This window comes from Moorella humiferrea, from assembly GCF_039233145.1.
Taxonomy (GTDB): Bacteria; Bacillota; DSM-521; order Neomoorellales; family Neomoorellaceae; genus Neomoorella; species Neomoorella humiferrea.
Genome location: NZ_CP136419.1, coordinates 2399712 through 2421965, shown reverse-complemented (window position 1 = coordinate 2421965; position 22254 = coordinate 2399712). Strand labels below are relative to the sequence as shown.

Annotated in this window: 19 protein-coding genes; 18 read left to right on the top strand and 1 reads right to left on the bottom strand. The window is 55.0% G+C overall.

From position 1 onward, the window contains the following. The 12 genes from MHFGQ_RS12505 (at position 1) to MHFGQ_RS12450 (ending at position 13325) form a co-directional block, all read left to right on the top strand. The gene (locus MHFGQ_RS12505; RefSeq protein WP_106005402.1) at positions 1 to 594 is read left to right on the top strand and encodes a class II aldolase/adducin family protein; all 594 of its coding nucleotides are present in this window, start codon (positions 1 to 3) and stop codon (positions 592 to 594) included. 83 nt (positions 595 to 677) lie between these two features. After that, complete coding sequence (locus MHFGQ_RS12500; protein WP_106005403.1) at positions 678 to 1595, top strand: sugar phosphate isomerase/epimerase family protein; 918 nt, start codon at positions 678 to 680, stop codon at positions 1593 to 1595. A 21-nt stretch (positions 1596 to 1616) separates the two neighbouring features. Then, positions 1617 to 2855: a Tm-1-like ATP-binding domain-containing protein gene (locus MHFGQ_RS12495; RefSeq protein WP_106005404.1), complete on the top strand. Its 1239-nt coding sequence runs from the start codon at positions 1617 to 1619 to the stop codon at positions 2853 to 2855. Between the two features lie 81 nt (positions 2856 to 2936). After that, the gene (locus MHFGQ_RS12490; protein ID WP_106005405.1) at positions 2937 to 4013 is read left to right on the top strand and encodes a zinc-dependent alcohol dehydrogenase; all 1077 of its coding nucleotides are present in this window, start codon (positions 2937 to 2939) and stop codon (positions 4011 to 4013) included. A 130-nt stretch (positions 4014 to 4143) separates the two neighbouring features. Next, the gene (locus MHFGQ_RS12485; RefSeq protein WP_106005406.1) at positions 4144 to 5598 is read left to right on the top strand and encodes an SLC13 family permease; all 1455 of its coding nucleotides are present in this window, start codon (positions 4144 to 4146) and stop codon (positions 5596 to 5598) included. Positions 5599 to 5626: 28 nt separating this feature from the next. Beyond that, positions 5627 to 6655: a tripartite tricarboxylate transporter substrate binding protein gene (locus tag MHFGQ_RS12480; RefSeq protein ID WP_106005407.1), complete on the top strand. Its 1029-nt coding sequence runs from the start codon at positions 5627 to 5629 to the stop codon at positions 6653 to 6655. 95 nt (positions 6656 to 6750) lie between these two features. Continuing rightward, on the top strand, positions 6751 to 7206 hold the full coding sequence (locus MHFGQ_RS12475; RefSeq protein ID WP_106005408.1) for a tripartite tricarboxylate transporter TctB family protein: 456 nt from the start codon (positions 6751 to 6753) through the stop codon (positions 7204 to 7206). Positions 7207 to 7217: 11 nt separating this feature from the next. Then, positions 7218 to 8705, top strand: coding sequence for a tripartite tricarboxylate transporter permease (locus MHFGQ_RS12470; RefSeq protein ID WP_106005409.1), 1488 nt, complete (start codon positions 7218 to 7220; stop codon positions 8703 to 8705). Between the two features lie 161 nt (positions 8706 to 8866). Beyond that, entirely contained in the window at positions 8867 to 10003 is a 1137-nt protein-coding gene (gene fbp / locus MHFGQ_RS12465) for a fructose-1,6-bisphosphate aldolase/phosphatase (RefSeq protein ID WP_106005410.1), read from the top strand. Between the two features lie 159 nt (positions 10004 to 10162). Further along, the gene (locus MHFGQ_RS12460; protein ID WP_106005411.1) at positions 10163 to 11662 is read left to right on the top strand and encodes an aminotransferase class I/II-fold pyridoxal phosphate-dependent enzyme; all 1500 of its coding nucleotides are present in this window, start codon (positions 10163 to 10165) and stop codon (positions 11660 to 11662) included. Positions 11663 to 11932: 270 nt separating this feature from the next. Continuing rightward, on the top strand, positions 11933 to 13084 hold the full coding sequence (locus MHFGQ_RS12455) for an HD-GYP domain-containing protein (protein WP_106005412.1): 1152 nt from the start codon (positions 11933 to 11935) through the stop codon (positions 13082 to 13084). A 25-nt stretch (positions 13085 to 13109) separates the two neighbouring features. Further along, complete coding sequence (locus MHFGQ_RS12450; RefSeq protein ID WP_170066265.1) at positions 13110 to 13325, top strand: FmdB family zinc ribbon protein; 216 nt, start codon at positions 13110 to 13112, stop codon at positions 13323 to 13325. 73 nt (positions 13326 to 13398) lie between these two features. Here MHFGQ_RS12450 and MHFGQ_RS12445 read toward each other — a convergent pair whose 3' ends face one another. After that, positions 13399 to 13530: a polynucleotide phosphorylase gene (locus MHFGQ_RS12445; protein ID WP_106005414.1), complete on the bottom strand. Its 132-nt coding sequence runs from the start codon at positions 13528 to 13530 to the stop codon at positions 13399 to 13401. 291 nt (positions 13531 to 13821) lie between these two features. Between MHFGQ_RS12445 and MHFGQ_RS12440 the strand changes: the two genes are divergently transcribed. From MHFGQ_RS12440 to ilvB (MHFGQ_RS12415), 6 genes are all read left to right on the top strand, one after another. Then, positions 13822 to 15567, top strand: coding sequence for a lactate permease LctP family transporter (locus MHFGQ_RS12440; protein ID WP_106005415.1), 1746 nt, complete (start codon positions 13822 to 13824; stop codon positions 15565 to 15567). A gap of 198 nt (positions 15568 to 15765) precedes the next feature. Next, on the top strand, positions 15766 to 16644 hold the full coding sequence (gene ilvE / locus MHFGQ_RS12435; RefSeq protein ID WP_106005416.1) for a branched-chain-amino-acid transaminase: 879 nt from the start codon (positions 15766 to 15768) through the stop codon (positions 16642 to 16644). A gap of 15 nt (positions 16645 to 16659) precedes the next feature. Beyond that, positions 16660 to 18318, top strand: a complete 1659-nt coding sequence (ilvD, locus tag MHFGQ_RS12430) for a dihydroxy-acid dehydratase (RefSeq protein ID WP_106005417.1) — start codon at positions 16660 to 16662, stop codon at positions 18316 to 18318. Positions 18319 to 18422: 104 nt separating this feature from the next. Next, complete coding sequence (gene ilvB, locus MHFGQ_RS12425) at positions 18423 to 20048, top strand: biosynthetic-type acetolactate synthase large subunit (RefSeq protein ID WP_245907832.1); 1626 nt, start codon at positions 18423 to 18425, stop codon at positions 20046 to 20048. Then, the gene (gene ilvN, locus MHFGQ_RS12420; RefSeq protein ID WP_106005419.1) at positions 20045 to 20563 is read left to right on the top strand and encodes an acetolactate synthase small subunit; all 519 of its coding nucleotides are present in this window, start codon (positions 20045 to 20047) and stop codon (positions 20561 to 20563) included. The genes ilvB (MHFGQ_RS12425) and ilvN overlap by 4 nt, the downstream gene beginning before the upstream one ends. After that, positions 20547 to 22229 carry a biosynthetic-type acetolactate synthase large subunit gene (gene ilvB / locus MHFGQ_RS12415; RefSeq protein WP_106005420.1) on the top strand — a complete coding sequence of 561 codons (1683 nt, stop codon included), beginning with the start codon at positions 20547 to 20549 and terminating at the stop codon, positions 22227 to 22229. The genes ilvN and ilvB (MHFGQ_RS12415) overlap by 17 nt, the downstream gene beginning before the upstream one ends. Positions 22230 to 22254: the final 25 nt, after the last annotated feature.

Sequence of the window (22254 nt, the reverse complement as noted above, 5' to 3'; positions counted from 1 at the left end):
ATGATTGATTTAGATGCAGTGGCCCGGCTGCGGGAGGAAATGGTACAGGTCGGCAGGCAGATTTTTGCCCGCGGACTTACGTCGGCTACCAGTGGCAACACCAGCGCCCGCGTTCCGGGGCATCCGGACCAAGTCCTTATTAAAACCAGCGGCAAATCCTTGGGCGATGTAGGTCCCGAAGATTTTGTTCTTGTTGATCTTGAAGGCAATATTCTGGCGGGTGAGGGCAAACCCTCAAAGGAAATACGCTTTCATCTGGGAATTATGAAAGTCCGTCCCGACGTTCAGGCCGTAGTCCACGGCCATTCGGCGTATGCAACGGCATATGTTACGGCGAGGGGAGAGCTGCCGGTGGTTACAGCGGCCGCCGAAATGGGCCTGAACCGGGTAGGGATTGTCGAATATGCTGAACCTGGTTCAATAGAGCTGGCGGAGATGGTCATTAACGCCTTTAAGGATAACGATCTCAAAGCCGCCGTCCTTAAGCGCCACGGATTTGTTACTGTCGGCAAGGACATCCATCACGCTTTTTATCTGGCTGATGTGTTAGAAGATAATGCCAAAGTTGCCTTTTTGTTATCCCAGTTAGGTTAAATTTTTTTGCTGGGGTTAGCCAGAATTCATCTACACTTTTGGCGAATGGTGAAAGTGGCGTAAATTTAAGGGGAGGTTAAAAAATGCGGGCTTCCATTTACGAGTTCATGAAGGTCGGGATTGTGCATTTTAAAGCTTTTCCCGAAGTAGTCAACGGTACCGGCCCGGTTGTTGAGACACTACGCCGCATCGCCGAAGACGACTTCTTTACCGCGGTGGAAGTCGGCTGGATCAAGGACATTAAACAGCGTACCGAAGCGGCCCATTTGTTAAAAATTGCCCATATGGAAGTATGTTATGCCTGTCAGCCGGCCATTTTTTCCCAGAAATTAAACCTGAACTCTTTCGATCCTGGCGAAAGGAAAAGGGCCATCAAGCAGGTCTTTAACTGTCTGAAGGAAGCCTCCGATTTAGGTGCTTCCGCTGTACGCATCCCCGCTGGTAAGGATCCCGGCCCGGAAAAGCGCGAGGAAGCCAAGAAGCTGCTAGTAGACTCCCTGGCACAGATCTGCGAGTATGCCAAAGAGATGGGTGACCCGGCCATCACCTTAAAGATTTTTGACCGGGATATTGACAAAGAATCCTTAATCGGCCATTTCAGGGATGCATTTGATATTGCTAAAGAACTCCGGCCCAGCTATCCTAAATTTGGGCTCCTGGCGGATCTGTCCCACTTCCCCCTGCTTCGGGAAAAGCCCGAGGAAGCCCTGCCCCTGGTAAAAGATTATGTAATGGCCTTCCACATCGGCAACTGCGTCATGAAGGACCGGCGACATCCCCTGTACGGCGATCTGCAGCCGCGCTTCGGTGTGGAAGACGGGGAAATAGACACCAAGGATGTCAGCGCCTATTTCCGCCTGCTGGCCAATATGGGCCTCATCGGTCCGGAGAAGCGACCGGTTTTAAGCGCCGAAGTGCGCCCGTTGCTTCCCGGTGAAACCTCAGAATTGATACTGGCCAATGCCAAGAGGGTCATTAAAGAAGCCTGGGCCCTGGCTTAAAACGTCCTGGAGGAGAATAGCGTGCCGCACAAGGCAATTGCCATAGTTGCTACCGTCGATACAAAAGAAGCAGAAACCCGATTTTTACAGGAATTCATCGCTTCCCGGGGATGGGAGGCGCCGGTGCTGGACGTCAGCACCTATCTTCCTCACAGCTTTAAAGCCACCTACCCCAGGGAAGAGATTTGCCGATTGGGCGGAGTGGAATATAAGGAACTTCCCTCATTGCGCCGCGATGCCATGATGCAGACCATGGGAATGGGAGCGGCGCGGGTGCTGCTCGATCTTTACAAGCAGGGCGAACTGGCGGGCGTTCTGGGCATCGGCGGCAACCAGGGCACGGCCATTGCGGCCATCGCCATGCGAGCCCTGCCCATCGGGCTGCCCAAGGTGATCGTCTCGACGGTCGCATCCGGCAACATCCGTCCCTATATCGAGTACAAGGACATCATCATGATGTTCTCGGTGGCCGATCTGCTGGGCGGCCCCAACACTGTCAGCCGGACCATTTTGAGCAACGCCGCGGGAGCGGTCATGGGCATGGCGTCCCACGGAGAACCCTTAAGGCCCGGTAAACAGACGGTTATTGCCACTACCGCCTTCGGCAATACCAATGCGGCGGTCGTCGCCGCCCGGGAAAATCTGGTGGATTTGGGCTACGAAGTCATTGCCTTCCATGCGTCTGGCGCGTGCGGTTCGGCCATGGAAGAGTTGATCGAAGCCGGGTTGATCCAAGGAGTATTAGATTTAACTACCCATGAACTGCTGGCCGAGGTTTTCCCTGAAGCGGGCGACATCTATACGCCCATGCGGCCGCGCCTGAAGGCGGCAGGTGAAAAGGGCATTCCCATGGTGATCTCCCTTGGGGGGCTGGATTACTTCTGTTTTGGCCCGGCGGAGAGCATCCCTCCGGCCTACCGGGGACGGCCGACCCACTACCATAACCCCTACAACACTAACGTCCGGGCTACCAAAGAAGAGTTGACCCGGGTGGGCGAAGAGCTGGCCGCCAGGTTGAACGCGGCCCGGGGACCGGTGGCCGTCATGGTACCCCTCAAGGGCTGGTCGGAAAACGGCCGCGCCGGCGGGCCCCTCCACGACCCGGCGGCCGACGCCGCCCTGGTTGCGGCCCTGGAGGCCAACCTGGAACCCAGGGTGAAGATAATGAAACTGGACGCCAATATCAACGACCCGGTCTTTTCTTCCAGCGCGGCAGCCGTGATGCATCAATTAATGGAAGTCTGGCTGGCAGGCGCGTAACTCTTGAGCGGCGGAGGGACATATCCCCAAGTAGCAGATACAATTTACGGCATAATCATTCGGAGGAGGTTATACGTTAAAATGGACTATAAAATCCCGGAAAAAATGAAGGCCCTGGTTCTATTCGGACCTAACGATGTGCGTTTGGTTGAAAAGCCAGTCCCCAAACCCGGACCGGGCGAGGTGCTGGTGAGGGTGGCGGCCTGCGGCATCTGCGGTACCGATGTGAAAATTATAACCAAAGGTATGCCCAAGATGCCGCCCTACGGCGAGTTTACCTTTGGTCATGAATGGGCCGGTACGGTAGTGGCCGTTGGTGACACGGTAGACGAGTTCAAAGTGGGCGATCGGGTGGCCATTGAGGCCCATAAAGGCTGCGGCCGTTGCGAAAACTGCATCGACGGCAAGTATACCGCCTGCTTGAATTACGGACGCCTGGACAAAGGGCACCGGGCCGCCGGCATGACGGTCGACGGCGGTTTCGCCGAGTACGCCGTCCAACACGTAAATTCTGTTTATAAAATTCCCGATAACATTTCTTTCAACGAGGCCACCTATGTGACGACAGCCGGCTGCGCTCTGTACGCCATCGATAAGAGTGGCGGCTACATCGCCGGCGATACGGTTCTGGTTATCGGTCCCGGTCCCATCGGTTTGTCTGTGGTCCAAGGGGCCCGTGCCTTAGGGGCGGAAAAGATCATCCTTATGGGTACCCGTGAAGACCGTTTAGCCAAGGGTCGCAAGCTCGGCGCAACCCATACCATCAACATCCGCGAGGTTGCCGATCCCGTTGCCGAAGTCATGGCCCTTACCGACGGCAAAGGGGCCGAAAGGGTATTCGAGTGCGGCGGCAATTCCCAGGCCTTTGAATACGGCATCAAGTCGACTAAAAAAGGCGGCGTCATGGTCCTGGTGTCCTTCTATAAAGAGCCTGTCACGGCCAATCTTGACTACGTCGTCATGAACCAGATCAGCCTGTTGACGGTACGCGGTGAAGGCAACCAGAACTGCAAGCGCGCCCTGTCCCTGATGGCCCAGGGCAAAATCGACGCCAAGCCCATCATGACCCACGCCTTCCCGTTAGAGGAGTTCCACAAGGGGTTGGATTACTTCGTCAACCGTAAAGACGGGGCCATGAAGGTAGTTATCAATCCTTAAATTTATCAGGAATGCTTCTGGCTGCCTGTTAACTGGTAGGAGATAAGGGGGGAGAGAAGTGGCTCCTCTCCTCCCCTCTCCATTATCCCGTGTGGCTGCAATAAATTACTATTAATGGAGCGGTGTGTTTATGGCTGTAGCACAACATGCAAATAAAATTCAGACCAAAGTTGCTGAAAAAAGTCTTGGTATCAACCTTGCTTATTTTATCGCAGGAATAGTGGTTCTTGTTTTCTTTCATTTTTTACCTGCTCCGGCGGGAATGAAGCCTGAGGCCATACGTACCTTGGGGGTCATGATCACCACCGTTTTTTGGTGGCTAACAGAGACGTTACCCATTCCGGTAACGGCATTAATGGTACCGGTAATGCTGCATGTAACCGGTATCCTCAGTTTGGACAAATCTATCGGCCAGAGTTTTGGCGACAGTTTTGTACCCTTTTTGATCGGTGTATTGGCCCTGTCGGTGGCCTTTACCAAATCGGGGTTAGGGAAAAGGATCACTTATTTGCTCCTTGCCCTTTCCGGCACCAAAGTAAGCAGGGTAATAGGGATTTACTTCCTAGTTTCATTTGTTATATCGATGTTTGTTACCGACGTCGCCGTGGTGGCTATGATGTTGCCCATTGTAATTGGACTGCTCCAGTCGGTAGATGCCAAACCGGGGGAGAGCAACCTTGGCCGGGGGTTGATGATGGCCATCATGTTCGGATCGACCCTGGGGGGCATCTGCACACCTTCGGGAGTCGCTTCCAACGTGATTACCATGAGTTTTCTTAACAAAGCCAAAATAGGGGTAACGTTTTTAGACTGGACGGCCATAGCTACCCCAATTTTTGCAGTAGTTAGCCTGATTTCCTGGTGGCTGATTCTTAAGCTGTTTCCACCTGAGATTAAAGAGTTGCCCTATGGAAAAGAAGTTATTAAAAAAGAACTCAAAGATATGGGCCCCTGGTCTACGGAAGAAATCACCACCCTGGCGGTTTTCCTGATAGCGGTAGTCCTTTGGCTTACCGGAACATGGAATAAATTACCGATAGCTCTGGTTTCCCTGCTTATACTAGGGCTCCTGGCAATGCCGGGCATCGGTGTGTTTAAAAAATGGAGCGACGTTGAGAAGCATTTGGAATGGGGCGCTTTGATGCTGGTGGTGGGCGGTTTTGCCCTGGGCCTGGCTGCCAGCCAGAGCGGACTGGCCCAGTGGGTGGCCGAACATGCTTTAAAACCCATGGCCAAACTACCACTGGCCTTACAGCCCTTTGCTGTAACCCTATTAGTGGCCGTAGATTCTTTGGGTTTTTCCAGCTTTACGGCGGCGGCATCGGTTAATGTACCCTTTATCATTGCCTATGCCCAGCAAAACGGCCTGCCGGTGCTTGCCTTGGCCATGGCCGCAGGGTTCGCTTCCTCGACCCATTTTATTCTGGTAACCGAGAGCCCTTCCTTTGTCCTGCCCTATGCTTACGGGTACTTCAGCTTTAAAGATCTTTTCAAAATCGGCGTGATATTAACCCTCGTTAGCGCAATAGCCATTGCGTTAGGGCTTATTGTAGCCGGAATGCCGGCGGGTGTACCGCTGCATTAATAAAAACATTATTTTAAGGAGGGTTATCATGAAAAGGTGGAGGTCAAAAGGCTTAGCTGCATTGCTGGTCACGATGCTGGTGCTCAGCCTCACCCTTACCGCCTGCGGCGGCACCAAGCAGACCCAGGAAGGCGCAAAAAGTAGTGGGCAAGGCGAGAACAAGGCGGCAGTCGACTATCCAAATAAACCCATCGAAATGACAGTTCTTTTTGGCGCGGGCAGCGGCGCCGATTTGCTGGCGCGCAAGGTGGCGGAAATAGCCGGTAAGGAATTAGGCCAGCCCATTTCCGTCGTCAACCGTACTGGCGCCGGCGGTGCCACGGGTTACACCTATGTCAAGAGTCAGAAGCCGGACGGCTACAGCATCGTCTGGAACTCCAATTCCATCAACACCGCCTATCATGCTGGCAATATGAATTTTGACTACAAGGCTTTCAGCGGCGTAGCCGAGCTGACCACCGAGCCGGTGAGCATTGCCGTCAGGGCCGATGCCCCCTGGAAAGACATCAATGAGTTCATCGAGTACGCCAAAAAGAATCCGGGTAAAGTAAGAATCGGTAATTCCGGCAACGGCAGCTTTACCCATCTCGTAGCCGTGGCTTTAGAAAACAAAACCGGGGCTAAATTTACCCATGTGCCCTTTGGCCAGGGTTTGGCCGTGTCCAGCCTTTTAGGCGGCCAGATTGAAGCCAGCTCCCAGCTGCCGGCGGAAATCATGTCCCAGGTCAAAGCCGGTCAGGTCAGGATCCTGGCGGTCACCAGCGAGCAGCGGCTGCAGGCCTTACCGGATGTACCCACTTTTAAAGAAAAGGGCATCGATTTGACCCTCTCCCTGTGGCGGGGCATCGCCGTGCCGGCCGGCACTCCGGAAGGCGTAATCAGCAAATTGGAAGCTGCCATGAAGAAAGTTACTGAAAACGAAGAGTTTAAGAAATTCGCCGCCGAAATGGGTGCCAATATCGAGTTCCGCAACGCCAAAGACTTTGATCAGTTTATAGCCAAGCAGGATCAGGAGTTGGCAGCCCTAATGGCCCAAATTAATATGAAAAAACAGTAAGCAGCAGTCTACGTAGCAGCTCAGTTCGTCCCGTGGAGTGCTCCAAGTACGCAGCACTCCACGGGCGGTTTTATAAGCCGTCAAGGAGGAGGAGCATGGCTAAAAAAGATGCTCTTAGCAGCTTAATACTGCTGGGAATAGGGTTATTTTTCTTACTTTATTCCCGCCAGTACGAGCTTGGTACTTTGACCGCACCGGGTGAAGCGGTTTTTCCCATGCTTATTGCAGTGGCCGTCATCGTCCTCGCCGGTTGGCTTTTTATAGTCAGTATATTTAAAACAAAATCACAGGAAGAGGAAAAAAGCGAAAACGCGGCGGAAAATAACATCAGGGTATTATTTTTAACTGTGTTAGTTATTGCCGCCCTCTTATTTATGGGAACTTTGGGCTTCTTTGTCACCAGCTTTCTTTTGATCCTTTTGTGCTGCAAACTGCTGGGTGTGACAGAATGGTCTAAGGCTGTTTTCATTGCCGCAGGTGCCGTACTTGGAGCTTATTTGATTTTCGGGTTTTGGCTTAAAGTATCTTTTCCGACGGGCCTTTTAATTTAGGAGGATGGACAATGCCTTTACTGGAAGGCTTGCAACTGGCTCTAACGCCTTTTAACCTTTTTGCCTGCCTAATCGGAGTTATTGTCGGAACCTTGACCGGTGTACTTCCCGGGTTAGGTCCGGCCGCTGCTATGGCCATGTTATTACCCCTGACGGTGAAAATGGGGCCGACAGCCGGACTTATTATGCTGGCCGGGATTTACTACGGCGCCATGTACGGCGGATCGACAACTTCAATTTTAGTCAACGTTCCCGGCGAACCGGCCAGCGTGGTAACCTGCCTGGAAGGATACAAATTGGCCCGGAAAGGACGGGCCGGGGCGGCCCTTGCCGTCAGCGCCCTGGGTTCGTTTGTTGCAGGAACCCTCGGCGTTATCCTCCTCCAGCTTTTCGCGCCGCCCCTGGCCAAGGTGGCTCTGAAATTCGGCCCGGCTGAATTTTTTGCACTGACTATTGTCAGTATAATCCTTTTATCAAATCTGTCGGGCAAAGGCGGCCTTAAGGCCTTCTTAATGATCGCCTTCGGGTTGTTACTCTCTACAGTAGGTTTGGACCCCCTGGGGGGCGTCAATCGTTTCACCTTTAACTATGCTGGCGCGGGTACTGGGCTGAGTTTCATTGCCATTGCCGCCGGCCTGTTCGGGGTGGGCGAGATTTTCTGGTTGGCCAGCCAGGTCGATCAACCAATGGAAGTAATGAAAGTGGGCCTGCGCGACCTTTACCCGACGAAAGAAGAGCTCCGGCGGGCCTTACCCCCTATATTACGCGGAAGTTTCCTGGGATTTTTAATTGGTCTGGTGCCGGGTCCCGCTTCTACCATAGCTTCCTTTGCTTCCTATAGCCTGGAAAAAGGCGTTTCCAAGCATAAAGAAGAGTTCGGCGAAGGCGCCATTGAGGGCGTGGCCGGGCCGGAATCGGCCAACAACGCCGCCAGCGCCGGTGCCATGGTACCGTTGTTATCCCTGGGGATACCCTTTTCGCCCGCCATTGCCGTCCTTTTAAGCGGCATGCTCTTAATGGGCGTGACGCCCGGTCCCCTTTTCCTGCGGGAGCATCCGGACGCCTTCTGGGGCGTCATAGGCAGCATGTACATCGGCAACATCATGCTGTTAATTTTAAATTTGCCCCTGGTCGGTATCTGGGCGAGCATAACTCGCATACCGCAGAAATACCTGATGCCGGTGGTCCTGCTCTTTTGTATGGTCGGGGCCTATGCAGACAATAACAATATATTTGACGTCTGGGTTATGCTGGGTGCCGGATTGGTTGGTTATTTGATGCGTAAATTTGAATACGACCCTGCCCCCTTGTTAATCGGTCTGGTAATGGGGCCGATAATGGAACGCTCTTTGCGCCAGGCCCTGATAATGGGCCGGGGTGAAATAAGCAGCTTATTTGCCACACCGATTTCTATTTCCCTGTATCTGATGGCTCTGGTTTTTTTGGTAATTACCATCATACGGAGCCTGCAGAAACATAAAAATAGCCAGGTGTGCTAAATGAGGACAAAATGTTCATTCATCAGGCCTTCCCCACGGGGAAGGCTTTTTTATTGCAAAAAATTTTATAGCCGATGCAGGAAATCTGCTATTCTATATCGAATAAAAAAGCATATAGTATAGCACATATATTTTATTTCTGGGTAAGGGGGTTCGTAACTGTGGGTGAAAGGATTACATTAAGCGTCATCAAAGCTGATATTGGCGGCTATGTAGGCCACTCCAGCGTGCACCCGCGCCTGTTAGAGACAGCGGAGCGCTGTCTTGCCGCCAGCAAGCTGCTTATAGATTACCGGGTTACCCATGTGGGCGACGACATCAACCTCATCATGACTCATAAATATGGCGTTGACTGCCCGGAAATTCATCACCTGGCCTGGAACGTTTTTCTGCAGTGCACCGAAGTGGCCCGGGAATTGAAGCTTTACGGTGCCGGTCAGGATCTCCTTTCTGATGCCTTCTCCGGCAACGTCAAGGGTATGGGGCCGGGAGTCGCCGAAATGGAGTTTGAGGAACGCAAGAGCGAGCCGGTAATCGTATTCGCCGCCGACAAGACGGAGCCCGGCGCCTGGAACTTTCCCCTCTACAAGATGTTTGCCGATCCCTTCAACACCATCGGTCTGGTCATCGATCCCAAGATGCACCAGGGATTCCGTTTCGAGGTTTACGACCTCATCAAAAATGAGCGGGTGGAGTTTTCTCTGCCAGAAGAGATGTACGACCTCCTTGTTTTCATCGGTGCGCCGGGGCGCTACTGCATCAAGGCCGTTTATTCTAAATCGACGGGTGAAATTGCCGCCGTGTCCAGCACCCAACGCTTGAACCTCATGGCCGGTCGCTATGTAGGCAAAGACGATCCGGTATGCATCGTCCGCTGCCAGAGCGGCCTGCCGGCCGTGGGCGAAGCCCTGGAGCCCTTCGCCAACCCCCATCTGGTGGCCGGCTGGATGCGCGGTTCCCACATCGGACCTTTAATGCCCGTAGGTTTGAATCAAGCGACGCCGACGCGGTTTGACGGCCCGCCGCGGGTGGTGGCCATGGGGTTCCAGCTGTCCGGTGGGCGCCTGGTGGGTCCCCAGGACCTCTTTGCCGATGTTGCCTTTGACAAAGCCCGGCAGACGGCCAACGAAATAGCCAACTACCTGCGTTCTCTGGGTCCCTTCGAGCCCCACCGCCTGCCCTTAGAGGATATGGAATACACGACAATGCCGGAAGTAATGACCAAGCTCAAGGGCCGTTTTGTAAAGATCGATAGGACCGAAAGGAAGAAAATCGCCGCCGAGCTGGGGGCGAAATAAAGCTTAAAACTTATGAGCCGTCGGTTGACGGCTCTTTGTATTTCCATGTAACCCGGTATGGCCTGCCCCCATAAAAATATAGAGAGAATTATGCTTGCAATACGACGTCATTTATGGTGTAATAAAATCTGTTGCAAGGCGAGATGGGGGGCGTTTGCCATGCTGGACCAAACCAGAACACCGGTGTTTACGGCCATCAAACAGTATATAGATGAAGGTGTCCTGCCCTTTCACGTACCAGGTCATAAACAGGGCCGGGCCCTGGCGGAATTGAAAGAATACGTCGGCGAGCGGGTCCTGGCCATGGACCTCACCTGTGTTCCCGGGTTGGATAATATCTGCAACCCCCGCGACGTTATCCGGGAAGCGGAGGCGCTGGCGGCCGACGCCTACGGGGCGGATTACGCCTTTTTCCTTGTCAACGGCACTACTTCCGGCATTCAGGCGATGATCATGGCCGTCTGCCAGCCGGGGGATAAAATCATCATTCCCCGCAATGCCCACCGTTCCGCCTTGGGCGGACTTATATTGAGCGGAGCCCATCCCGTTTATATTGAACCCGAGATTAACGAGGATTTTGGCATATCTATGGGTGTTACGCCAGAAAAGGTGGAGAGGGCCTTAAAAGAGCACCCCGACGCAAAGGCGGTATTTGTCATCAGCCCCAACTACTATGGCACCGTACCGCCCCTGAAAGAAATAGTGGAAGTGGCCCATAAGTATGACGTACCCGTGCTGGTTGATGAGGCCCATGGGGCCCACCTCCCATTTCACCCGGATCTGCCGCTGTCGGCCATGGCGGCCGGTGCCGATTTGGCCGCGGCGAGCGCCCATAAGTTGGCGGGCTCCATGACGCAAAGCTCTTTCCTTCTCCTGCAGGGAAAAAGGTTGGACCCTAAACACGTGAAGGCCGTTCTCAACCTCAGCCAGACGACGAGCCCCTCGTATATTTTACTGGCCTCCTTGGATGTGGCCAGAAAACAGATGGCCCTTAAAGGCCGGGAGCTCCTGGCGCGCACCCTGGAAATCAGCCGCTGGATTCGCAGGCAGCTTTCCCGTATTGAGGGGCTAAATATAATGGGTGAAGAAGCGGCAACACTACCTGGATGCGTGGCCATCGATCCCACCAAAATTACCGTCAACGTCCAGGGATTGGGCCTTTCGGGCTATGAAATGGAAGCCATCCTGCGCCGGGAGTACAAAATCCAGGTAGAGCTCTCCGATCTCTATAACGTTCTGCTCCTCGTATCTATCGGTGACGATTGGGAAACGGCCGGCCGTTTAGTTGCGGCCTTTGAGGATGTCGCGGGCCGGCATTCCTTGAAAAACGTAGTTAAGTTCTGTCCGCCCCTGCCGGCCATTCCCAGGATGGCCGTGCTGCCGCGGGCCGCTTTTTACAGCCAGACACGCAGTGTAGAGCTCGAGTATGCCGAAGGAGAAATCAGCGCCGAGGCCATTACGGCCTATCCTCCGGGGATTCCCCTTGTCTGCCCGGGAGAGGTTATTACCCGGGAGATTATAGATTATGTTAATCTATTGAAGAAAGAACATGCCGACCTGCAAGGCCCGGAAGACCCGGAGCTGAGATTCATCCGCATTTTAAAGGATACGGTAAGCCTTATCGAACACGAGAAAGTCAGCCGCGCCGGGCTGGCTTGAGGGTCAGTGTATGAGGGGGTGAAGGAAGTGATCTACGGGATCGTGATCCTCGGCGGTGCCCTGGCGGCCCTAATTTATTACCTCTACCGCCAGCAAAAGGATCCGGGTTACGGCATCTTCCCCCACAACCGGCAGGCTTATTAAAGGCGGGCCACCCTAAAGGGTGGTTTATTTTTTAAGATGGTAGATTTAGCGTCGATATTAAATAAAGGAGCCGCGGTTATAATTATTGCAAGATTAAGGGGCGACTGAAGAAGGGAAGTGCCGCCTGTGCGTAAAATAGCGGTCACCGCTTTAAAACCGGGTATGGTGGTGGCCCGGACCATTTATAATGCCGAAGGGCGAGTTTTGCTTAACAAAGGCGTGGTAATAAAACCCAGCTACATAGTGCGCTTAAAGGAGCTGGGCGTGCCGGCGGTATATATTCGCGACGATTTTCTAGAAGATGTGGAAGTAGAAGACATAGTGCGTGAAGAAACGCGCCTGGCTGCCGTCAAGGCAGTCAGGGAGCTTTTCGACAGCTGCCGGGAATGGGAAAGGGGCCACGTGCCGCTGCTGGTCGATTCGGGCCGCATCCAGCGCATTGTTGAGAGCCTCCTCGAAGATCTTTTAGATCGTAAAGAACTGATGGTCAACCTCACCGATATTCGCGCCCTGGATGATTATACCTTCGGCCATTCGGTGAACGTGTGTATTTTGGCTATGGTTACAGGATTAACCCTGCGTTACAGTCGGGAAGCCCTGCTGCTGCTCGGCATTGGCGCCCTGCTCCACGATATCGGTAAGACCTGCGTGCCCCTCCATATCTTGAACAAACCAGGCAAGCTAACGGTGGAGGAATATGAACTCGTATGTAAGCATGCCCGCCAAGGTTTTGAAATACTACGCATGCAGAAGGAAGTGAGCCTCGTTTCCGCACGGGTAGCTCTGGAACACCATGAGCGTTACAACGGCAGCGGCTATCCCCAGGGGCTAAAGGGTAATGAAATCCATGAATTTGCCAGAATTACCGGGGTGGTCGACGTTTACGACGCCTTAACCGCCGACCGGGTGTACCGCCGTGCCTATCCGCCCCACGAGGCTTATGAGATGCTGGCGGCTTCCGGCAATTTTACCCATGATTATGAGATTGTCAAAGCCTTTTTGACCAATGTTGCCGTCTACCCCGTCGGCACCTTGGTGCAGCTCAACAGCGGTGACGTTGGCGTGGTCACCGGGACAGCGTGGGGTCACGCCCTCCGCCCTCGGGTGCGGCTACTTTATTCTCCTTCCGGTGAACCTTATAAGGATAATCCCATCATCGATCTGGTGGAAGCCCTTGATTATTACGTCTGCCGGGTTCTTCCGCCAGACTATTTAACCCCTTCGTCCAGTACACTGAAGGTCGCCGAGGATGACAAAAAGGACTATAGGGTGTTATAATTTTGCCGAGGAAGGAGATGAAACTATGCCGACCTATGACTTTAAATGCAACGAGTGCGGACACCAGTTCAGCCAGTTCGTAGCCATTAAGGATAGAGAGAAAGTCCGCTGCCCTGAGTGCGGCGGTCAGGTCAGCCAGCGCTTTACCGGATTTTTATATGTTCGCAAAGGCGAACCGGGTACTTCTTCCGGCAGCAGCTGCAGCGGCGGCAGCTGCAGTACCTGCAGCGGCTGTCATTAAAAAAGCCCCTTCCCAGGGGCGCATGGCAGTTATAAACGTTTCAGCTCGGTTGCAAGGTTGAACCTTGGCCGAGTTACTTTTTTTTAAGGGCGAGGAGGTAGATATCCAGGTTGCCGGCGGTGTTGATCATCCTTTCCGTCTCCTGCAGCTTTTTTATTTGTTCATCACTTAACTGGGCGATTTCTAGCTCGTTTAATCTGGCCATAACAAAGCCTCCTTTCCACCTCGTGTTCTTTTTTATCATGTGCATAGATGTATCGTTTATGTACGGAAAAAAGTTATAGTAATCACAAGTTTAAAGGCAAATAAAAATTTTCTGCATGATTCAGCAGGAAAATTACATGGTTCGTTGAATATATTAATAATATCACGGTGTGGTCTAACCAGCAGGACATTGGTCCCGAAAAGAAACAACGGGAGGTGATAAAAGGGGAGGAGATCGTATGAACGAATTGTTTTATAAAAAGGGAGCTTTGAAAAATGAGAGGAGGGACTTATTTTGCAATACTTGCAGAATTATAACCCGCTGAATAACGTCTTTTTATCCACGGTTGTAGCCGCTCTGCCCATTGTCGTGTTGCTGTACCTGCTGGCCATCCACCCCCATAAGAACAAGTACGGGCGTATTGAGCGAGGTATATTCGCTCCTTATGCGGCCATTACCGCTGCGGTAGTTGGAATTCTGATTGCTGTGATGGTAATGAAGATGCCCGTTCCTTCGGCCATCAGCGCCTTTGTCATGGGCGCCATGTATGGCCTGCTGCCAATAGGCTGGATCGTTTTTTCGGCAATTTTTCTTTATACGATGACTCTGGTAACAGGGAAATTTGAGATCGTTAAGAACAGCGTGGCCAGCATCTCGCCAGACCGTCGTCTGCAGGCCCTGCTGGTGGCCTTCAGCTTCGGCGCCTTCATGGAAGGTGCGGCCGGTTTCGGCACCCCGGTAGCCGTGGCCGGTGCCCTAATGGTGGGATTGGGCTTCCGTCCCATAACCGCCGCCGTAATCTGCCTGATTGCCAACACAGCGCCGGTGGCGTGGGGTGCAATCGGTACGCCCATTCTCACCCTGGCCAACGTCAGCGGCATCCCCGCCGAGCTGATCACCAAGATGGCGGGGCGCCAGCTGCCCTTTTTCTCCATCATCGTTCCTTTCTGGTTGGTTGCCACTTTGGTCTTTATGGATAAAGGTAAATGGAAGGACGTTTGGGAGGTCTGGCCGGCCACCCTGGTCTGCGGCGCTTCCTTTGCCTTGACCCAGTACGCCATGTCTCAAGCCGGCAATGTCATGCTGGTGGACATCGCCAGCGGCATTGTCAGCATGGTGGTAACGGCCCTCTTCTTGAAGGTGTGGCAGCCCAAACACATTATTGCCACCGAAGACGCCCTTTCCGGCGAAGCGGCGGCGACCAGCGCCGTGGCGGTTAAAAAGCAGCAGCTCCCCAGGTACACCACCGGCGAACTGGTCCAGGCCTGGTTGCCCTGGGTGTTGCTGGCCGGCGCGGTCTTCCTCTGGGGCATGGGCGGTTGGAAGGCATTTTTAAATAGTATTTCTTGCCCTAAATTCAATATGCCTTATCTCCACGGCATAGTTTTCCGTACGCCGCCGGTGGCCCACGGCAATAAGCCCGAACTAGAAGCGGCGGTCTATACCTTTAACTGGCTGTCTGCCGCCGGGACCGGCATCATGGTGGCGGCGTTAATATCCGGCCTCTTTGTCCTGCGCCTTACACCGGCCCAGTGGTCAGAAACCATCCGGCGCACAGTAGTACGTATGAAGGTACCCATCACCGTTATCTCTACCGTCGTGGGCCTGGGTTATGTCACTCGTTATGCCGGTACTGACGCCATCCTGGGCCTGGCCTTTACCAAGACGGGAGCCGCATATCCCTTCTTCGCTTCCATGCTCGGCTGGCTGGGCGTCTTCCTGACCGGTAGCGATACCTCCTCCAACGCCATGTTCGGCAGCCTGCAGCGCATTACCGCCGAGCAGCTAGGCCTGAACCCTGTCCTCATAGTTACCGCCAACAGCACCGGTGGTGTTATGGGTAAGATGATCGACGCCCAGAGCATCGTGGTAGCCACGGTTGCCTGTTATGAGGACCATGAAGAGGGCATGGCGGCCGTCGGCCCAATTTTCCGCAACGTGGTCTGGCACAGCCTGGCCCTGGCCATCCTTTTAAGCGCCCTTATCTGGCTGCAGGCCTACGTCTTTACGGGCATGCAGGTGCCCTTTACACCATAAAAAACTTACTGTTTATCTTTCAGGCTACCCCAATTGCTGGGGGTGGCCTTTTTATTTTGATTAAGCCCGACCTGGTAATTTTTTAAAAATCCTTGACACTTAAATGGCGGTTATTTATACTGAAACTTAAACATATTTTGCGGCATTTGTCGCCCGGCCGCAAACTGCTGCCGACCGATAAAAAGAGGAGGAAGAAGCGTGGGGCTTATTATCTACCTTGACGGGCAGTATGTGGACGAAGAAGAGGCAAAGCTGTCTGTTTTCGATCACGGGCTACTCTATGGCGACGGCGTTTTCGAGGGGATACGCGCCTATCACGGGCGGGTTTTTCGCCTTAAGGCCCATATAGACCGCCTCTATGAATCCGCCCGTTCCATTAACCTCGATCCCGGGCTGACCAGAGAGGAAATGACCCAGGTTGTCCTGGAAACCTGCCGCCGCAATAACCTGCGGGATGCCTATATCCGCCTGGTTGTCACCAGGGGCAAAGGGGATTTGGGCCTTGATCCCCGCAAGTGCCCCCGGCCGTCGGTATTTTGCATCGCCGCGGCCATTGAACTCTACCCGGCGGAGTTATACGAAAAAGGCCTTGAACTGGTCACCGTGGGCACCCGTCGCAACCCTCCCGACGCCCTGGATCCGCGGATTAAATCCCTCAATTACCTGAACAACATCATGGCCAAGATGGAAGCCACGCGGGCTGGTGCCCCGGAAGGGCTGTTCCTCAATAAAGAGGGCTATGTGACCGAAGCAACGGGTGACAACATTTTTATTATCAAAAACGGTCAGTTGATTACCCCGCCCCCCTTTGTCGGGCTCTTGGAAGGCATTACCCGTAATGCCGTCATGGAGCTTGCGATGGAAGCGGGGATACCCGTATTTGAAAAAGTCTTCACCCGCCACGATGTTTACACCGCCGATGAATGCTTTTTAACAGGTACGGCGGCAGAGATCGTGCCGGTAGTTAAAGTGGACGAACGTATTATAGGGGACGGCCGACCTGGCCCCATCACCCGGGACCTCATCCACAGGTTCAGGGAACTGACCAAAGTCGACGGCCCGCAAATTTTTGTTTAGGGTGGGGAACGGAATATGCGCAGCGATGGCATGAAAAAAGGTCTGGCCCGGGCCCCGCACCGGTCGCTCCTTAAGGCCATGGGCCTTACCGATGCCGAAATAGAACGTCCGATCATCGGCATTGTTAACGCTCATAACGAACTCATTCCCGGTCATATCCATTTAAATACTTTGGCTGAAGCGGTCAAAGCGGGGGTACGCCTGGCCGGCGGGACGCCCCTGGAGTTTCCCACCATCGGCGTCTGCGACGGATTGGCCATGAACCATGTGGGGATGAAGTATTCCCTGGCCAGCAGAGAGCTAATAGCAGATATGATTGAAGTAATGGCCATGGCCCACCCCTTTGACGCCCTGGTCTTCATTCCTAACTGCGATAAAATCGTTCCGGGCATGCTCATGGCCGCGGCCCGTTTAAACCTGCCTTCAATTTTTGTTAGCGGCGGCCCCATGCTGGCCGGACGCTTCAAGGGACGCGACGTTTCCCTCAGCACCATGTTCGAGGCCGTAGGCGCCGCCCAGGCCGGCAGGATGACGGAAGCCGAAGTGGCCGAGCTGGAGGAGTGTGCCTGCCCGGGATGCGGTTCGTGCGCGGGGATGTTTACGGCCAACACCATGAACTGCATGACGGAAGCTTTAGGGATGGCCCTGCCGGGCAACGGTACCATCCCGGCCGTAAGCGCCGCCCGCATCCGCCTGGCGAAAGAGGCCGGCATGCGCATTATGGAATTGCTGAAGGAGAACATTCGCCCGCAGGATATAATGACGGCGGCCGCCTTCCACAATGCCGTGGCCGTCGATATGGCTCTGGGCGGTTCCACCAATACCTGCCTCCATTTGCCGGCAGTGGCCAGGGAAGCGGGGGTGGACCTCGATTTATCCACCTTCGACGCCGTAAGCAAGGGAACGCCCCAGATCTGCAAGTTGAGCCCGGCCGGCAGTCAGCACATTCAGGATTTAGATGAAGCCGGCGGCATCCCGGCGGTAATGCTGGAACTTTACCGCCACGGCCTCATCGACGGCAGCGCCCTGACGGTAACCGGTAAAACGGTGGCGGAAAACGTCGCCGGTCGGGAAGTACGGCGGCGGGACGTCATTCGGCCCGTCGAGGATCCCTACAGCCCCGAAGGAGGGCTGGCGGTCCTGTACGGGAATCTCGCCCCGGAAGGTGCAGTGGTAAAGAAGGGCGCCGTCCTGCCGGAGATGATGCGGCATAAAGGACCGGCCCGCGTTTTCAACAGCGAGGAAGAAGCCTTTGCGGCCATAATGGCCCAGAAGATAAAGCCGGGCGACGTTGTCGTCATCCGTTACGAAGGGCCCAAGGGCGGGCCGGGTATGCAGGAAATGCTCAGCCCCACGGCCGCCCTGGCGGGAATGGGCCTGGACAGCTCCGTGGCCCTCATTACCGACGGCCGCTTTTCCGGCGCCAGCCGCGGCGCCTCCATCGGCCACGTTTCACCCGAGGCGGCGGTAGGAGGGCCCATCGCCCTGGTTGAAGAAGGGGACATTATCTCCATCGACATCGAGGCCGGCAAGTTGGAGCTGGAGGTGCCGGAAGAAGAACTGGCCTGCCGCCGGGCCCAGTGGCAGGCGCCGCCGCCCAAAATTAACAGCGGTTACCTGGCCCGCTATGCCCGGATGGTGACTTCCGGGGCTAAAGGCGCGGTATTGGAGTAAATCTATCCCATGCGCAAAGGAGTGCTTAAACCATTGGGGATCGTGCGGAAACGAAAAAATTAACCGGATCGGAAATCATCATCAAAGCCCTGCAGGCAGAAGGCGTGGATACAGTATTTGGTATTCCCGGAGGGGCGGTTTTGCCCCTTTATCATGAACTGGCAGTATCCGGCCTCCGTCATATTTTGACCCGCCATGAGCAGGCGGCCGCCCATGCCGCCGAGGGCTATGCCCGGGCCACGGGTAAACCCGGCGTTTGTATAGCCACCTCCGGCCCCGGCGCTACCAACCTTGTGACGGGCATAGCCAACGCCTACATGGATTCCATTCCCATCGTTGCCATTACCGGACAGGTCGGTGTGGCTATGATCGGCCGGGATTCCTTCCAGGAAGCCGACATTACCGGTATTACCATGCCCATCACCAAAGCCAACTACCTGGTGAAAAACATCAGGGATCTGGCGGCCACCATCCACGAGGCCTTTTACGTGGCAACCACCGGCCGGCCGGGTCCGGTTCTTATAGATATCCCCAAAGACGTGACCACCCAGCGGGCGGCCTTTCAATATCCCCCCAAACTACGCCTTCCTGGTTATCGCAGCCGAGTAGAGCCCCATGTCCTGCAGGTGGCCCAGGCCGCCGCCGCCATTCAAGCCGCCGCCAGGCCCCTGTTGTTTGTCGGAGGTGGGGTGATTACCTCGGGGGCCCATGAAGAAGTGCGGCAGCTGGCCGAAGAACAGGATATTCCCGTCGTCATCAGCATGATGGGTAAAGGGGCTTTTCCGGAAAACCATCCCCTCTTCGTCGGCATGGTGGGAATGCACGGCACCGTAGCCGCCAACTACGCCGTTTGCGAGACGGATCTGATTATCGGCGTCGGCGTCCGCTTTGACGACAGGGTGACGGGGAAGATCGAGGCCTTTGCGCCCCAGGCAAAGATCATCCACATTGATATCGACGCCGCCGAAATCGGCAAGGTTGTCCCGGCCCACATTCCCATCGTCGCCGATGCCCGCCAGGCCCTCCAGGCCATTCTGGCGAAGCTCCCCGAGAGGAAAGAACATCCGGAATGGCGGCAAAGGATTTGGCGCTGGCAGGAAGAAAACCCCCTGCGCTATGATGAGTGTGGCCTCAAACCCCAGTATGTGATCGAAGAGTTGTATCGCTTAACTGAGGGAAGGGCCATCATCAGCACCGACGTCGGCCAGCACCAGATGTGGGCGGTGCAGTACTATCCCGTCGAGCGGCCGCGCTCTTTCCTTTCATCCTGCGGCCTGGGAACCATGGGCTTCGGCGTGCCCGCCGCCATGGGAGCGGCCGTTGCCAGGCCCGGGGAAACGGTGGTGGCCATCACAGGGGACGGCAGCTTTCAGATGAACATCCAGGAATTAGCTACTTTACGGCATTATAACATCCCTGTAAAGATCATCCTTCTCAACAACGGTTATCTGGGTATGGTGCGTCAGTGGCAGGAATTCTTCTTTGAACGGCGCTATGCCTATTCCGAACTCGGCGGCAACCCGGATTTTGTCAAGGTGGCCGAAGCTTATCGCCTACCGGCCCGGCGGGTGGCCAGCAGGGAGGAAGTGGTCCCGGCCCTCCAGGAAGCCCTGGAAACGGAAGGGCCTTTCCTGGTGGAATTCTTAATCGACCGGGAAGAAAATGTCTTCCCCATGGTGCCCCCGGGTGGTACCTTGAACAAGATGGTAACAGGAGGTAGGCAGCAGTGAAACGTACCCTTTCGGTTCTGGTGGAAAATCGCCCCGGAGTTTTGACCCGCGTGGCCGGCCTTTTCAGCCGCCGGGGTTATAACATCGACAGTCTGGCGGTAGGGCGTACGGAAAATCCCTCCATATCCCGCATGACCATAGTGGTGGACGGCGATGAGCAGATTATCGAGCAGGTCTGCAAGCAGTTAAATAAGCTCATCGACGTCATTAAACTCAGCGACATCACCGATGACCCCCATGTGGGGCGGGAACTGATGCTCATTAAGGTCAATGCCGAACCTGCGGTTCGCGGGGAGATCATGCAGATCGTTGACATCTTCCGGGCGCGGATTGTGGACATTGCCCGCAACAGCCTTATTATCGAAGCAACGGGCGACGCCGACAAAATCGACGCCCTGGAAAATGCCCTGCGTCCCTTCGGCATCAGGGAAGTAGTGCGCACGGGTAAAATCGCCATGCTCCGGGGGGCGAAAACGAAGGGAATGGAGGCCAGCGGTGATGGGACAGGAGACTAGGATGCGGACGGGTGCCAGGGCCGTTATGGAAGTGCTGGAAGCCGAAGGGGTGGAACTGGTATTCGGCTATCCCGGCGGCGCCGTCCTGCCCCTCTACCATGAGCTGGCCCAGACGTCCATCCGTCACGTCCTGGTCCGCCATGAACAGAACGCCGTCCACGCCGCCAGCGGTTACGCCCGCACCAGCGGCAGGACGGGCGTCTGTTTTGCCACCTCCGGTCCCGGCGCTACCAACCTGGTAACGGGCATTGCCACGGCGTATATGGATTCCGTACCGGTGGTAATTTTCACCGGCCAGGTGCCCACGAGCATGGTGGGCAGCGACGCCTTCCAGGAAACCGATATAACGGGAATCACTCTGCCCATAACCAAGCATAACTATCTGGTCAAGGATGTCGATGAACTGCCCCGCATTGTTAAAGAGGCCTTTTACATTGCCGGTACGGGCCGCCCCGGACCGGTGTTGATAGATATACCAAAGGATGTGGCCCTGGCTCCCTGTCAGACACCGATTCCGGAAAAGGTCGAATTACGGGGATACAAACCTACCTACCAGGGCCATCCCGGCCAGCTCCGCGCCCTGGCCAGGCTTCTTAAGGAAGCCCGGCGTCCGTTACTGTTTGCCGGCGGCGGAGTGATCGCCTCGGGGGCGGAAGGTTATCTGCGTGAACTGGCAGAAAAGATCCAAGCACCGGTGGCCACCTCCCTTACCGGGCTGGGGGCCTTTCCGGAGGACCATCCCTTATCTTTAGGGATGGTCGGTTTGCACGGCAAGCCGTGCGCCAACCATGCCGTTATGGAATGCGACCTGCTGGTGGGCCTGGGGGTGCGGTTTGACGACCGGGTGACGGGGGCCGTTGAAAAATTCGCGCCCCAGGCTAAAATAGCCCACGTCGACATTGACCCGGCGGAAATTGGCAAAAACGTGCGGGTTGATTTGCCCCTGGTGGGAGATATAGGCTGTGTGCTAAAGGAACTCCTGCCCCTGGTGGAGCCGGCCAGGCACCCGGTGTGGTTGGAGCGGATTAAAACCTTGCGCAATAATTACCCTCTCACCTACGGCCCGGGGGGTGAGGTGCGGCCCCAGTGGGTAATCGAGCGGCTGGGGGAAATGACCCGCGGCCGGGCGATTATCGCCACCGACGTCGGCCAGCACCAGATGTGGGCGGCCCTCTTTTACGGCTATACCGAGCCCCGGACCTTTATCTCTTCCTGCGGTCTGGGAACCATGGGCTACGGCCTGCCGGCGGCCATCGGCGCCGCCCTGGCCTGCCCCGACAAACAGGTGTGGCTGATTACCGGCGACGGTAGCTTCCAGATGGCCATGGCCGAGATTGGTACGGCCGTCGAGCAGGGATTACCTTTAAAAATTCTGTTATTTAACAACGAAAGTCTGGCCATGGTACGCCAGCTGCAGCATTTTTATTATGACAAACGCTACACAGCGGTAAAGTTTACCGGTAATCCCGACTTCGTCCGCTTGGTGGAGTGCTATGGCGCCAAGGGGTTGCGTATTACTAAACAGGAAGAAGTGGTACCGGTACTCGCTCAGGCCATGCAGGAAGAGTGCCTTGTCCTCATCGACTGCCGCATCAGCGAGGAGGAAATGGTTTATCCCATGGTTTTGAATGGCGCCGCTTTAAACGAAATGCTCCTCCCGGAATAGACTGGCCAAGGAAGGTTGATGGTTC